The following is a 12,262-nucleotide window of genomic DNA, read 5'->3' on the forward strand; positions in this document are numbered from 1 at the left end:
GTGACCGTGGTCAGGCCGACGTCGGAGCGCCCGAGCAGGGTGTAGGCGATGGAGGCACCCGAGAGGTAGAGGGCTTCGAAGCCGGACTGCTCGGCGACCAGGGCGGTGAAGGCGTCGTAAATGCCGGGGGCCAGCAGGGGGCGCTTTTCTTGGAGGCGTTGCTTGAGGGTCATGGTGTTCACTTTGAATGGGAGAGGGCGGAGGCGGCGCTGTTGGCGGCGATCCAGCCGCCAGCCACCGCCGAGAGCAGGCCGTTGCCCGCCAGATAGCCGGCCGGTCCCGCGCCCGAGACGCCGCGCGCCGCACCGCCCGCTGCGTAGAGGTTGGACATCGGCTTTCCGTCGGCACGCAAGGCCCGGCATTGGGCATCGACTTCCAGGCCGCCCTGGGTGTGGAACAGGGCGCCAGTCACCTTGACCGCGTAGTACGGCGCCTGCAGCGAGCGTTTGAAGCTGCGGCCAAAGCGGTCGGTGCGGCCAGGCGCCACCTCGTCCAGCGTGGCTTGCAGGGTGGCCGGGTCGCAGCCAATGAGTGCGGCCAGGGCCGTCACGTCTGCGGCCTGGCGCAGCGCGCCGGCCTTCTCGGCCTCCACGAAGTCGGGGAAGGTGCGCAGCAGTTCCAGCAGGGGCTGGTCGAGTACGTTGAAGGCGATGCTCTCGGGCTGTGCCAGTACGTGTACCGCAGCCTCTGAGTAGCCGCCGGTCTCGTCGGAGAAGCGCTGGCCTTGCTTGTTCACCTGCACGCCGCCTTCCATGATGAAGGCCCAGGTCATGAGCGCGCCCTGGGGCGTGACCCAGGCGCCATGGCCTTGGTAGGCGTCGAGATCGCCCATTTGCAGTCCCAGCTGCCGGCCCCAGCTGATCGCCGAACCGTCGTTGCCGGTGTGGCCGGCAAATGTGGCGTCGCCAATCTCGGGAATGAGCTCGCGCACCATCGCGTTGTTGCCGCCGAAGCCGTTGCACGCCAGCACCAGCTGCTCGCAGGCCAGGTGCTCCAGGCTGCCGTCGGGGCGCTCGTAGCCCACGCCGATGATGCGGTCTTGCGGGTTGACCCACAGCTCGCGCACCAGGGCCTCGCCCAGAATGTCGGCGCCGCGATCGTTGGCCAGCTTGATCAGGCGCGCCATCAGGGCCTCGCCAGTGCGCTCGGGCATGGAGTGCATGCGCTCCACGCTGTGACCGGGGTAGAGAAAGCCGCGCACGATCTCGAAGGGCAGGCCGTGCGCCTCGAGTGCATCGATCGCCTCTGTGGCGGCATGCACATAGGCCTGCACCAGGTGCTCGGGCGCGCCGTGCTGCGCCTTTTCCTGCACGTCCTTCACCAAGAGCTCAAAGGAGTCGTCGATGCCCAGGGACTTTTGCAGCCGGGTGAGGGCGGCCGGGATGAAGCCGGAGGACAGGGCCGAGGAGCCCGAGGGGGTGGCGTCGCGCTCGAGCACCACGCAGTCCAGACCGAGGTCACGCAGACGGATGGCGGTGGTGAGGCCACAGGCGCCGCCGCCCACAATGCACACCGGCACCTCGGGGGTGTCCGCTGGCATCGCATCGGCCCGGATGATGCGGGGATCTGGCCTTGTCATGCGGTGGCCTTCTGTTGTTGCATCCGGCGTTTGAGCTGGGGCAGCAGGCCGCCGGCCTCCACCATGTCCAGCAAGAACCCGGGAATCGGGTCGACTGCGAGGCGCTCGCCGCTGGCGCGCACCACCGCCTGGCCTGGCAGGTCCAGGGTGATGGACTCACCTTCCTGGATTTTTTCCGCCTCGGGGCAGGTGAGCAGGAGCAGTCCCAGGTTGAAGGCATTGCGGAAGTACAGACCGCTGTAGCTGGGAGCGATCACTGCCCGCAGGCCCAGTTGCACCAGGGCGCCTGCAGCTTGCTCGCGCGAGGAGCCGATACCGAAGTTGGCTCCCGCGACGATCACGTCCCCTGGCTGCACCTGGCCAGCGAACTCCGGGCGCAAGCCCTCAAGGCAGTGGGTGGCGATCTCGGGCAGCGAGAGCTTCATGTAGGTGCCCGGCGCGAGCTGGTCGGTGTCGATGTCGGCACCAAGCCGCCAGACGCGGTGTGGGCCGCCAGGGTTTGCGGCAGTGGTCATGCGAGAACCTCTCGGGGATCAGTGACGCGGCCGCGCAGTGCGCTGGCAGCCACGGTGTAGGGGGAGGCGAGATAGATCTGCGCGGTGGGCGAGCCCATGCGGCCCTTGAAGTTGCGCGCGGTTGTGGCAATGACATTGGCGCCGTCGGGAATGGAGCCGCCGTAGCCCGAGCAGGCTCCGCAGGCGGTGGCAAGCACCTCGGCGCCGGCGTCGCGCAGCACGCCCATCACGCCCTCACGCTCGGCCTGCTCCTGGTCCTGCACGCTGGCGGGTGCCACCATGAGACTGAAGCCGCTGGCCACCCGATGGCCCTTGAGGATGCTGGCTGCCGCTCGCAGGTCTTCGAGCTTGGCACCGGTACAGGCGCCGATGTAGGCGGCCTGGATGGCGACGTCAACGTAGTCGCCCACCGGCCGGGTGTTGGCTGGGCTGTGCGGTGCGGCGACCTGGGGCGAGAGGGCGGCGGCGTCGTAGTCGTGTGTGGTGCAGGCGGCACCTTCGTCGGTGTGCCAGCCCTCGATCTCCACACCCGGCGCCCCATGGGCCGCCAGCCAGTCGCGGGTGGTGGCGTCGGGCGCGATCAGACCGACCTGGGAGCCGATTTCGGCACTCATGTTCGACATGGTCATGCGCTCCTGCATCGACAGGGCCTGGACCGCCGGGCCGCAGAACTCCATGGCCTGGTAGGCGCCGCCGTTCATGCCGAACTGGCCGATCATGGCGAGCATCATGTCCTTGGCGGTCACGCCCGGAGGCAGACGGTTGCTCCAGCGCATGCGGATGGTCTCGGGCACACGCACCCACAGTTCGCCGGTGACCACCACGCCCAGCATTTCGGTGGCGCCCACTCCGAACATGTAGGCGCCAAACGCGCCGCCAGTGGGCGAGTGCGAGTCGCCGCCCACCGCGAACATGCCCGGGCGCAGGTGGCCCTTTTGCGGCACCACCACGTGGCAGATGCCGATGCTGTCGTACACATGGGGGAGCTTTTGCGCCACGGCCCAGTCGCGGGCAATGCGCACGATGCGTCTGGAATCCTCATCCCGTTCGGGAACGTAGTGGTCCATCACCAGGACGACCTTTGAGGTGTCCCAGACCTTGGCGCCGAGTTCCTCGAGCATGGGCTGGAGCCGGCGTGGGCCGGAGGAGTCGTGGAACATCGCCAGGTCGACCCGGCAGTTGACGATTTCGCCTACCGACACCTGGGATCTGCCGGCGGCTTTGGCGATCAGCTTCTGTGCCAACGTCTGGGGCGGGCTTTGCGTCGCGCTCATGGTCATTTCTCCTGGTTCAAGTTCTGTCTCCGGCTCAGGCCTCGCGCGCGGCCTTGACCGCGATGCGCGCATCGACGCTGCCGATGCTGGAGACTTCCATCTGGTATTCGTATCGGTCGGGTCGGTAGAGGCCCTCGAGCCATTGCACCGGCCTGTCTTGGCTGTCGTAGACCAGGCGCCGCACCTGGAGCAGGGCGGTGCCAATGGCAACGTCGAGCTCGCGTGCCACCACCGCGTCGGCCTGCCGCGCCGAGATGGTTTGCCGCGCCCGACCCAGTTCCACACCGGCCTCCTCGAGCAGTTGCAAGATGGGCTTGCTGGCCAGGTCTTGGCGGGTGATGCCCCGAGCCAGCGCCTCTGGCACCCAGATGGTGATGTACGAGAGCGGCCCCTCGCGCGAGCTGCGCCGGCGCACCGCCTTGCGCGCTTTGCTGCCGACCGGAAGTTGCAGCTGCTCGGCGACCTGGCCCGAGGCCTCGACCACTCGCCAGTCCAGCACCTTCACCGAGTTGCTCAGGCTGGCGCTGACGATGTTCTCCATCAGGCCGGCCAGCCGCGTCGGGCGGATCTGGCCTTTGGCGGCTGCGGCTGGCGCGTGGGTCGGCGGCGGGGTGGGGAAGGTGCCCCGGCCGGCGACCCGCGAGATGAGGCCTTCTTCCACCAACTGCTCAAGGGCGCGCCGCACCGTCACCCGGCCGACGCCAAACTGCGCGGCCAGCAGCATCTCGGCGGGAAGGCCGTCGGCGAAGCGGCCCTCTTGCAGTTGTTCGCGCAGCACCAGGTAGATCTGGTGATATTTGGTCAGAGGCAGGCGCTCGTTCATGCCGGGCAGGCCTCTGTGATCGTCGGGGTGGCGGCGGGGGTGGCGGGGGTATCCAGGACTTCGTAGCGAATCTGAAAGATCTGCGCCGGGTCTTCGCCCTCGAGCCGGTGGTAGATCGCGAAGCGGTAGGCCTCGCCCGCAGCCAGCTCGCTTGGGGTGAAGGCGAAGGCCAGGTTACCCGCGGTCGACAGCCGGCCCGGGTAGCCGTGGTGCAGCAGGTTTTGCTTGAACACCGCGGCCACCGTTTGTGCCAGGGCCGCATCGCTGGCGATGAATTCGAGCACCAGGCCCAGCTCAGTCTGGCGCGTCTGCCCGGCGGGCACCTGCGCAATCGCGTCCTGCCCGTAGACATGGGGGTGCAGCGTCCAGGCCTGGCCCTCGGAAAGCGGCAGCAGGGCGCGCACCTTGGCCTCGACCTGTGCGAGTGCCGTGGGGAGCTCGCCTTGCATCACCGGGTCGGCAATCCCCGCCAGCAGCACCGCACGGCTGCCCACCCAGCGAGCGCCTTCGACCTTGAGCGTGGGTTGAGAGCGGGCAGTGAAGCGAGCGCCTGTCACTCGGGTGCGGCGCTCGTCCACCGCCTGGTAGCGGGCCTGGCGCAGGTCCAGGGTGCCGGTGGGCTCTTCGACGACGAAGGGGTCGGCCTGCTCGTAGAGCGCATGGGCGGCAACCGATGCTGGCGTGGCGCGCAGGGCGGGGTTCATGCTTTCGAGCACGAAGTGGTCGGGCCAGAGCTCGGCGAGGATCGCGTCGCGCCCGCCAGGCTCGCAGCACAGCGAGGTGCATTCGACGATCTTGGCCATGTGCAGTGCCAGCCCGGCGTCGTAGCCCAGCATCTCCGGGAGCGTGGCGAAGATCGCGGTGTCGCAGGCCCTGCCGGCGAGCACCATGTCCACCTCAGGCGTGAGCGCACGGCGAAAGGTCTCGGTGCCGCATTGCGCGACCCGGTGGCCGCAGGCGTGGATGTCTTCTGCCGTGGGCAAGGGCAAAGGGCCTTCGCCGTCGTCCAGCGGCTGTAGCCGCCCCTCGGCCAGTGCGCGGGTTAGCACGGCGGGGTCGAGGTCGCTGTCGATCAGGGCCAGGCGCAGGTTGAGGCCCTGCGCCTGCGCCACTTCGCGCACCAGTGCCAGGGTGGCCGCCAGGTGAGGCCGCGCGCCCGCGGTGCCGGCGCTTCCAATCAGCAGGGGAATGTCGTGGCGGCGCGCGGCGGCAAGCACCAGGCCGAGGTCGCGGCGCACCATGGCCTCTGGGGCCGCCATCGCGCCAGAGCCCAGGTAGTAAGGGCCGGGGTCGATCGAGCCCATGTCGCAACCGATGAAATGCGGCTGGCGCGCCAGGCCTCGCTCGAGCGAGGCTTCAACAATGCCGTAGCCCAGTTGGCCCGAGGCCGACAGCACGCGGAGCGGCTCCTGGCCGGGCCGGTGCGTTTGCAGCAGGCGACCCACAGCGCCTTCCCCTCCAGGGCCGGCGCCGGGAGAATTGAGCAGGTTGGCACCCGCAGTGGCCACCATCGGTGCCGTCACAGCATCACCTCCAGCAGCGGCACATGCTGCTGCGCCCCATAGCAATCGCCGTCGCCCGGATCGCCTGCACAGCGCCGGCGGGGCAGGGACAGCTTCAGGGCAAAGATGTCGGGCAACTCGAAGCGCCGCACCTGGCTGGCGGGCACGCCGTAGAGCGGGGCCACGGCCTGCGGCTGCAGCGCGTCGCTGGCAGCGGCCCGGGCATAGGCCTGGGCATCGGGAAAGAACAGGTCGATGGTCAGGCAGGTCGGACCGGCGTTCTTGCTGCGGACCACCCGCGCCAGTCGCCCCAGCGGGATTTCGGTCGTGGGCAATGGCGCAGGGAGGTGGGTCATGGCCAGTGAGTCCCGGAAGCTGGGTCTCAACGCGCAGTGAAGCCACCGTCGGCGCACAGCACCTGGCCGGTGATGAAGGAGGCCCGGCGCGAGAGCAGAAAGCTCACCGTCTCGCCGATTTCCCAGGGCTGGCCCAGGCGCCCCATCGGAATGGTGGCCTCCATGGCGGCCAGGGCCACGGGGTCAGCCTTGACCGCGGCGACCATCGGTGTCTCCACCGGGCCGGGACCCACCGCGTTGAGGCGCACGCCCTGGTCGGCCCATTCGAGGGCCAGCGAGCGCACCATGCCGTGAAGGCCGGCCTTGGACGCGGCGTAGGCGGCGCCACGGGCGTGACCCACCAGGCCGATCTGGCTCGAAATGATGACCACGCTGGCGTCGGCTGCCCGCTGCTGTCGCATGCGCGCGATGGCGGCGCGGGTGAGGATGAAGGTGGCGTCGAGGTTGAGGGCCAGGGTGCGGCGCCACTCCTCGAGCGTGGTGTCGTCCGAGCCCTTCTTGTAGAAGATGCCGGCGCAGCAGGCCAGGGCGTCGAGCCCGCCCAGGGCCGCGGCCGCGCGGGCGGGCAGAGCGGCGCAGCCTTCGTCGTCAAGCAGGTCTTGCACGAAAACCGGCGCCTGCGGCAGGACCTGCCGAACCGCGACAACCTGGTCCTCGCTCTGGACCACAGCCGCCACCTGGGCGCCGTTGCGGGCGAGGGCGCGGGCGGTGGCCAGGCCGATGCCGCTGCCCGCGCCGGTTACCAAGGCGCGGCGACCGGCCAGCTCGGGGCCGTCATGGGGAGGTGTGCAGGGGGCGGCCATGGACGGTGTGTTGCTCAAAGGCCCAGATAGTTGCGGCGCAGCTCGGGATCGCGGGCCATTTCTTCTGCCTTGCCCTGCATCGCGATCACGCCGTTTTCGATGATGTAGGCCCGGTGTGCGATCGCCAGGGTTTGCACCGCGTTTTGCTCCATCAGCAAGATGGCCTGACCTTCCTGGTTGATGCGGCGGATCAGATCGAACATTTGCTCTACCAGCAGCGGCGACAGGCCGAGGGACGGCTCGTCCATGATCATCAGCACCGGCTCGGACATCAGCCCACGGCCGATGGCGAGCATCTGCTGCTCGCCGCCCGAGAGGGTGCCCGCCAGTTGGCTAAAGCGCTCCTTCAGGCGGGGGAAGATGCCCACCACCCGTTCCAGGTTCTGACTGCGGTGCGCCTTGCCACGAACCAGGCTGCCCAGCTCCAGGTTCTCCATCACGCTGAGGTTGGGGAAAATCCGCCGGCCCTCGGGCACGTGAATCAGGCCGCGCTTGACGACCTCGCTGGAGGACAGCGCGGTGATGTCTTCGCCTTGGAAGCGGATCGAGCCGCTGAAGGGCTTGTACAGCGCCGAGATGTTGTTGTTCAACGTGGATTTGCCCACGCCGTTGCTCCCCAGAACGGCCACGATCTCGCCAGCGCCGACGTCAAGGTCAATGCCCCGCAGGATTTCGATCTGGCCGTAGCCAGCACGCAGGTTGCGAATTTCAAGCATGGCTGTGACCCTCTTGGCTTTGCCCGGCTTGTGCGGTGGCCGGCATCTGGTCGGCAGCGCCGCGGCCGAGATAGGCCTCGATCACCTCGCGGTTGCTCACCACCTCGCGCGGTGCGCCCTCGGCGATGATCTTTCCGTAGGACAGCACGTAGATGAACTCCGAGAGGCTCATCACCGCGTGCATCACGTGCTCGATCAGCAAGATGGTGACGCCGGTGTCGCGGATCGCGCGGATCACCGCAATGATCTCGCTGATCTCCTGCGGGTTCAGGCCCGCCATCACCTCGTCGAGCAGCAGCAACTTCGGGCCGGTCGCCAGGGCCCGCGCCAGCTCCAGGCGCTTGCGCGCGGCAACCGTCAGTTCCGAGGCCGACTGGTCCAGGATGGCGGCCATGCCGACCTTCTGTGCCACCTCGCGCGCATGGGCCTCGGCCAAGGCGCGGTCCTCGAACTGCTGGTAGGCGCCGACCATGATGTTTTCCAGCACCGAGAGCTTGGCAAAGGGCTGGGTGATCTGAAAGGTGCGCACCATGCCGAGCCTGGCAATCTCGTGCACTGGCCGGCCGGTGATGTCCTGGCCGAGAAACTCCACCCGGCCGGCGTTGATCTTGTGAAAGCCCGCGATGGAGGCGAACAGGGTGGTCTTGCCCGCGCCGTTGGGGCCGATGAGGGCCACGATCTGGCCCGCGTCCACCTTCAGCGAGGCGTTGTCGACGGCGCGCAGGCCGCCGAAGATCTTGGTCAGTCCGTCAATGCGCAGCATCAGGCATCTCCCGTCTTGCTCGAGGCGCCCGAGGACAGCCGCCCGAGTTGGCGCTTCTCGCGGCGCTTGAACAAGTCCACCAGCCCATTGGGCAAGAAGGCGATGATGATCACCAGCAGCGTGCCGTAGATCACCAGTGACAGGCCTTGGATGGTGAACATGGCGCGGGTCACCTCGCTGACCAGGGCGAGCAAGACCGCGCCGATCAGCGGCCCGTAGACCGTGCCGGCGCCGCCGATCATGCTGACCAGCAGCATCTCCACCGACTTGTCAGTACCAAACGCGATCGTCGGGTCGATGTAGAGAAAGTACTGGGCGAAAAAGCAACCACCCACGCCGGCGATGGCGCCAGAGAGCATCATCACCTTGACCTTCTCGCTGTAGACATTGATGCCCAGCGCCATGGCCGAGTCTTCGTTCTCGCGGATGGCCGCGAGCCGGGCGCCGAAGCGCGAGGCCTTGAGCCAGACCGCGATCGCGATCGACACAACCGTGAGCGCCAGCATGATGTAGTAGAAGACCCGCCGGTCGCCGAACTGGAAGTTGGCCGCCGTTTGCTTCATGGGAATGAGCATGCCCAGCCCGCCCCCAGTGATCTCGATCGAATTGGCCACGATACGAAACACCTCAGCAAAGGCCAGGGTGATCAGGGCGAAGTAAGAGCCTTTGAGGCCGGCGCGAAAGCTCATGGCCGCCACCATCCAGCCGGCTGCCGCACCCGCGAGGGCTGCCACCGGCAAACCCAACCAGGGGTTCCAGCCGAAGCGCATCTGCACGATGGTCGAGGCGTAGGCGCCCGCGCCCAAAAAGGCAACATGGCCGAAGGACAGCTGCCCGGCGAAGCCGCCGGCAATGTTCCAGGACTGACCGATGAAGGCGTAAAAAAGCGCCAGCACACCGAAGTTGACCCAGAAGGCCGAGGGCAGCACGAAGGGGAAGATGATCGCCACCGCCAGCAGCAGCAGGTGCACCCACAGGGGAATGGACTTGTTCATCGCTTACCTCCGAACAGGCCCGTCGGGCGGAACAACAAAATGAGAATGAAGATCAGCGAGATGCCGATCTGGCCCAGACTCTCGCCCAGGTACAGGCCGCCGAAGGACTCGGTCAGGCCGACGATCAAGCCGCCAATGACTGCACCCAGGAAGCTTCCCATGCCGCCGAGCACCACCACGGTGAAGGCCACCATCACGAACACGTGACCGATGGTGGGCGATACATAGAAGATCGGCATCAGCAGGCAGGCGGCCGCGCCCAGGGTGGCGAGGCCAATGCCGAAGGACACCGCAAACACCTTGTCGACATCAATGCCCACCAGCCGCGCGCCCATGCGCTCTTTGGCTACGGCGCGAATCGCCTTGCCGGTGTCGGTGCGGGAGATGAACAGGCCCAGCAGTGCGCACAGCACCATGGCGGCAACGAAGGAAATCAGCTTGGGCAGACTCACCATCAGTGGGCCCCACTCCAGCACCTTGTCGCTGTACGAGAGGGAAATGGTGCGCGAGTCGCCCTTGAAGAACATGAGCGCCAGGTTCTCGATCAGGATCGACAGTCCCAGGGTAATGAGCAGGATGTTCTCGTCACGCCCCAGTGACAACTTGCCGATCATGTGCCGATAGAGCAGGTAGCCCAGCGCGTACATCGCGGGCACCATGACCACCAGTGACAAATAGGGGTCGATACCCAGCTTCATCAGCAGGTAGTAGACGCCGAACATCGCCAGCATCAGCATGGAGCCGTGGGCGAAGTTGATGATGTGCAGTACGCCGTAGATCAGCGTCAGGCCCGAGGCCACGAGCGTGTAGATGCCGCCCATGAGGATGCCATTGAGCAGGGCCGCTCCGAAGATGGTCAGGTCCAAGTGGATTTCCCCTGTGGTGAGTCTGTGCGCTGCGGCGCCGGCAAGGCTGCGCCTGGGCAGGCCGCTGGTGGCGGCCCGCCTGGGTGACTGCGACCGGGTAATGGACCCGGTTGTTGCGCCAGCGTGGGTTTAGCTGAACTTCGGGCGGGGGAAGACCGCCTTGACGTTGGCGAACTCGTTGGGGAACACCACGTCGATGTCGGTCTTGCTGGCCTGCAGCAGCACGGCGCGGCCGCCCTGGTTCTGGCCGTTGACGAACTTGGTGGCGCCGTAGGGCATGAAGTGGTCAGACCAGGTGCTGGCTTCGAGCGCGGCGATCACCTTCTCTTTGTCGGCCGAGGCAGCGCGCTGCAGGGCGTCGGCGTAGAGCTTGACCGAGTTGTACGAGCAGTACACCTCGAAGGTGAAGAGGCCGCGATTGGCTTCAACCCGCTTGCGCATTTCCTGCGCCTTGGGGTTGCGCGGGCTGTACCAGTGGTTGAAGTCCATCATGTACTGGGCCACGTCCGGCTGCTCTTGCACCAGCTTGTAGTTGAAGCCGCCGCCGAGCACCGAGAACATGCCCATCACGTCGACCTTTTGCTGGTGCATGGTGCGGGCGATCAGCACGTACTCGTTTTGGTAGTTGGACATGATCACGATGTCCGGCTTGACCGACTTGATCCGCAGGACCAGGTTGGTGAAGTCGCGCGTGGGGGTGGCGTGCTTGAGAACTTCCTTGACCTCAATGCCGATGCCCGAGAGCTTGCTCTGGAGCAGTCTGGAGGTGCTGGTGCCGAACTCGGAGTCTTCGTGCACGATGACCGCCGTCTTAGCGATGCCACCAGCAGCCTTGTTGACGCCGTCGAGGCCAGCAAAGGCGTCGTCCACGCACTTGCCGTTGCCGGGTGCCAGACGGAACACGTTTTTGAGGCCGCGCGAGACGATGGCGTCTGACACGCCCACGTCGATCAGGAAGGGGGTGTTGTACTTGGCTGCGGCCTGGGTGGCGGGCAGCGCGATCGCGCTGGCGAAGCAGCCAACATAAGCCGACACGCCTTCTTGATGCAGGCGCTCGACTTCAGAGACGCCGACTTCAGGGCGGGACTGTGAGTCACCCAGGGCAGCCTCGAGCTTGGCGCCGCCCATGGCGCGGATGCCGCCTGCGGCGTTGATTTCGTCGATGGCCATCTGGGCGCCCATGCGGGACTGGCCGCCGCTGTAGGCGAGACCGCCAGTGACCGGGTGGACGAGACCGATCTTGACCGGCTTGGGTTGGGCCAGCAGCAGGCCGGGGGCGCCGAAAGCGGCGCTGGCGGCGCCAGCTTGCAGGATCAATCGACGAGACAGGCGGTTTTGGGATGTCATGGTTAATCCTCTAACAGGTGGATGGGGGCTTGATTAAATTGTCCCATTTATAGAACAATTTGGCGCAACTCTGCAACCTTCCGGCGCCGAAGTCAAGCGGTAAAGCCCCAGGCAGTTTTTGACATTCGCCACGCCATTGCGCACGCCATCCGACTCCGCCCGCCCAAGACCGCCCCTGTGCACCATGGACCACCTGCATTACCGCTACAGCGCACTGCCGAGGCGCACGCAGACCCTGCTGGCGCCGGGTTTGCACACCTTCGTGGTGCTGCACCTGGAGCATTGGGACTTTGATGCACCGCAAGGGGCAGTTCGTGACCCGCGCTTTGTTGGCGAGTTCGGCAGCTTCAATCCCGACTGGCGCAGTTGGTCTCAGCGTGAATATGGTCTTCGTATTGGAGTCCATCGGCTGATTGACCTCTTGGCGCGTCAGGGCATTGCGCCTGCGGTCGGGGCCAATGCGCTGGTGCTGCCGCGGGTGCCGGAGCTGGTGACTGCGCTCTCTCAGGCCGGTGCCGAGTGGGTGGGTCATGGCCTGGCGGCCACCCGGCTGATGCATGCGGGGCAGTCGGTCGATGAACAACGCGCGCAGGTGCGGCAGTCGATCGACGCGATCTGCGCCGCCACCGGCGCTACTCCCCAGGGCTGGCTGAGCCAGGACTGGGGCACCACCCCCGACACCTACGGCCTGCTGGCCGATGCGGGCTTGGCCTACACCCTGGA

General features: G+C 66.8%; 12 protein-coding genes and 2 pseudogenes. 1 reads left to right on the forward strand and 13 read right to left on the reverse strand.

Translation table 11 applies throughout. The annotated features are described in order from the left end of the window. The 13 genes and pseudogenes from QE494_RS11725 to QE494_RS11785 form a co-directional block, all read right to left on the reverse strand. Window positions 1-173, reverse strand: a pseudogene (locus QE494_RS11725) (carboxyvinyl-carboxyphosphonate phosphorylmutase); the annotation flags it as partial. A gap of 5 nt (window positions 174-178) precedes the next feature. Continuing rightward, window positions 179-1,579: an FAD-dependent oxidoreductase gene (locus tag QE494_RS11730; protein ID WP_300043556.1), complete on the reverse strand. Its 1,401-nt coding sequence runs from the start codon at window positions 1,577-1,579 to the stop codon at window positions 179-181. Next, window positions 1,576-2,094 (reverse strand): 3-isopropylmalate dehydratase, encoded by a 519-nt coding sequence (locus QE494_RS11735; protein WP_300043557.1) that lies wholly within the window; start codon window positions 2,092-2,094, stop codon window positions 1,576-1,578. The genes QE494_RS11730 and QE494_RS11735 overlap by 4 nt, the downstream gene beginning before the upstream one ends. Next, window positions 2,091-3,368: a 3-isopropylmalate dehydratase large subunit gene (locus QE494_RS11740; RefSeq protein WP_300043558.1), complete on the reverse strand. Its 1,278-nt coding sequence runs from the start codon at window positions 3,366-3,368 to the stop codon at window positions 2,091-2,093. Before QE494_RS11740 ends, QE494_RS11735 begins: the two co-directional genes overlap by 4 nt. A 34-nt stretch (window positions 3,369-3,402) precedes the next feature. Next, entirely contained in the window at window positions 3,403-4,191 is a 789-nt protein-coding gene (locus QE494_RS11745; protein ID WP_300043559.1) for a GntR family transcriptional regulator, read from the reverse strand. Then, entirely contained in the window at window positions 4,188-5,714 is a 1,527-nt protein-coding gene (locus tag QE494_RS11750; RefSeq protein ID WP_300043560.1) for an acyclic terpene utilization AtuA family protein, read from the reverse strand. The genes QE494_RS11745 and QE494_RS11750 overlap by 4 nt, the downstream gene beginning before the upstream one ends. Next, window positions 5,711-6,049 (reverse strand): DUF4387 family protein, encoded by a 339-nt coding sequence (locus QE494_RS11755; RefSeq protein ID WP_300043561.1) that lies wholly within the window; start codon window positions 6,047-6,049, stop codon window positions 5,711-5,713. Before QE494_RS11755 ends, QE494_RS11750 begins: the two co-directional genes overlap by 4 nt. A gap of 26 nt (window positions 6,050-6,075) precedes the next feature. Next, window positions 6,076-6,852, reverse strand: a complete 777-nt coding sequence (locus tag QE494_RS11760; RefSeq protein ID WP_300043562.1) for an SDR family NAD(P)-dependent oxidoreductase — start codon at window positions 6,850-6,852, stop codon at window positions 6,076-6,078. 14 nt (window positions 6,853-6,866) lie between these two features. After that, window positions 6,867-7,568 (reverse strand): ABC transporter ATP-binding protein, encoded by a 702-nt coding sequence (locus QE494_RS11765; protein WP_300043563.1) that lies wholly within the window; start codon window positions 7,566-7,568, stop codon window positions 6,867-6,869. Further along, window positions 7,561-8,331 (reverse strand): ABC transporter ATP-binding protein, encoded by a 771-nt coding sequence (locus QE494_RS11770; RefSeq protein ID WP_300043564.1) that lies wholly within the window; start codon window positions 8,329-8,331, stop codon window positions 7,561-7,563. Before QE494_RS11770 ends, QE494_RS11765 begins: the two co-directional genes overlap by 8 nt. After that, window positions 8,331-9,326, reverse strand: coding sequence for a branched-chain amino acid ABC transporter permease (locus tag QE494_RS11775; RefSeq protein ID WP_300043565.1), 996 nt, complete (start codon window positions 9,324-9,326; stop codon window positions 8,331-8,333). Before QE494_RS11775 ends, QE494_RS11770 begins: the two co-directional genes overlap by 1 nt. Next, on the reverse strand, window positions 9,323-10,192 hold the full coding sequence (locus QE494_RS11780) for a branched-chain amino acid ABC transporter permease (protein ID WP_300043567.1): 870 nt from the start codon (window positions 10,190-10,192) through the stop codon (window positions 9,323-9,325). The genes QE494_RS11775 and QE494_RS11780 overlap by 4 nt, the downstream gene beginning before the upstream one ends. A gap of 129 nt (window positions 10,193-10,321) precedes the next feature. Beyond that, entirely contained in the window at window positions 10,322-11,539 is a 1,218-nt protein-coding gene (locus tag QE494_RS11785; protein ID WP_300043568.1) for an ABC transporter substrate-binding protein, read from the reverse strand. A gap of 184 nt (window positions 11,540-11,723) precedes the next feature. On the opposite strand from QE494_RS11785, the pseudogene QE494_RS11790 reads away from it, so the two are divergent. Beyond that, window positions 11,724-12,262: pseudogene (locus tag QE494_RS11790) on the forward strand (hypothetical protein); the annotation flags it as partial.

The organism is Ramlibacter sp., assembly GCF_029866045.1.
In the GTDB taxonomy this organism is placed as follows: domain Bacteria; phylum Pseudomonadota; class Gammaproteobacteria; order Burkholderiales; family Burkholderiaceae_C; genus Ramlibacter.

Excerpts from the sequence above, each read along its gene's own strand:
- QE494_RS11765 (WP_300043563.1), bottom strand. The coding sequence starts at position 7,568 with ATGCTTGAAATTCGCAACCTGCGTGCTGGCTACGGCCAGATCGAAATC.
- QE494_RS11775 (WP_300043565.1), bottom strand. The coding sequence starts at position 9,326 with ATGAACAAGTCCATTCCCCTGTGGGTGCACCTGCTGCTGCTGGCGGTG.
- QE494_RS11785 (WP_300043568.1), bottom strand. The coding sequence starts at position 11,539 with ATGACATCCCAAAACCGCCTGTCTCGTCGATTGATCCTGCAAGCTGGC.
- QE494_RS11760 (WP_300043562.1), bottom strand. The coding sequence starts at position 6,852 with ATGGCCGCCCCCTGCACACCTCCCCATGACGGCCCCGAGCTGGCCGGT.
- QE494_RS11735 (WP_300043557.1), bottom strand. The coding sequence starts at position 2,094 with ATGACCACTGCCGCAAACCCTGGCGGCCCACACCGCGTCTGGCGGCTT.
- QE494_RS11755 (WP_300043561.1), bottom strand. The coding sequence starts at position 6,049 with ATGACCCACCTCCCTGCGCCATTGCCCACGACCGAAATCCCGCTGGGG.
- QE494_RS11770 (WP_300043564.1), bottom strand. The coding sequence starts at position 8,331 with ATGCTGCGCATTGACGGACTGACCAAGATCTTCGGCGGCCTGCGCGCC.
- QE494_RS11745 (WP_300043559.1), bottom strand. The coding sequence starts at position 4,191 with ATGAACGAGCGCCTGCCTCTGACCAAATATCACCAGATCTACCTGGTG.
- QE494_RS11740 (WP_300043558.1), bottom strand. The coding sequence starts at position 3,368 with ATGAGCGCGACGCAAAGCCCGCCCCAGACGTTGGCACAGAAGCTGATC.
- QE494_RS11730 (WP_300043556.1), bottom strand. The coding sequence starts at position 1,579 with ATGACAAGGCCAGATCCCCGCATCATCCGGGCCGATGCGATGCCAGCG.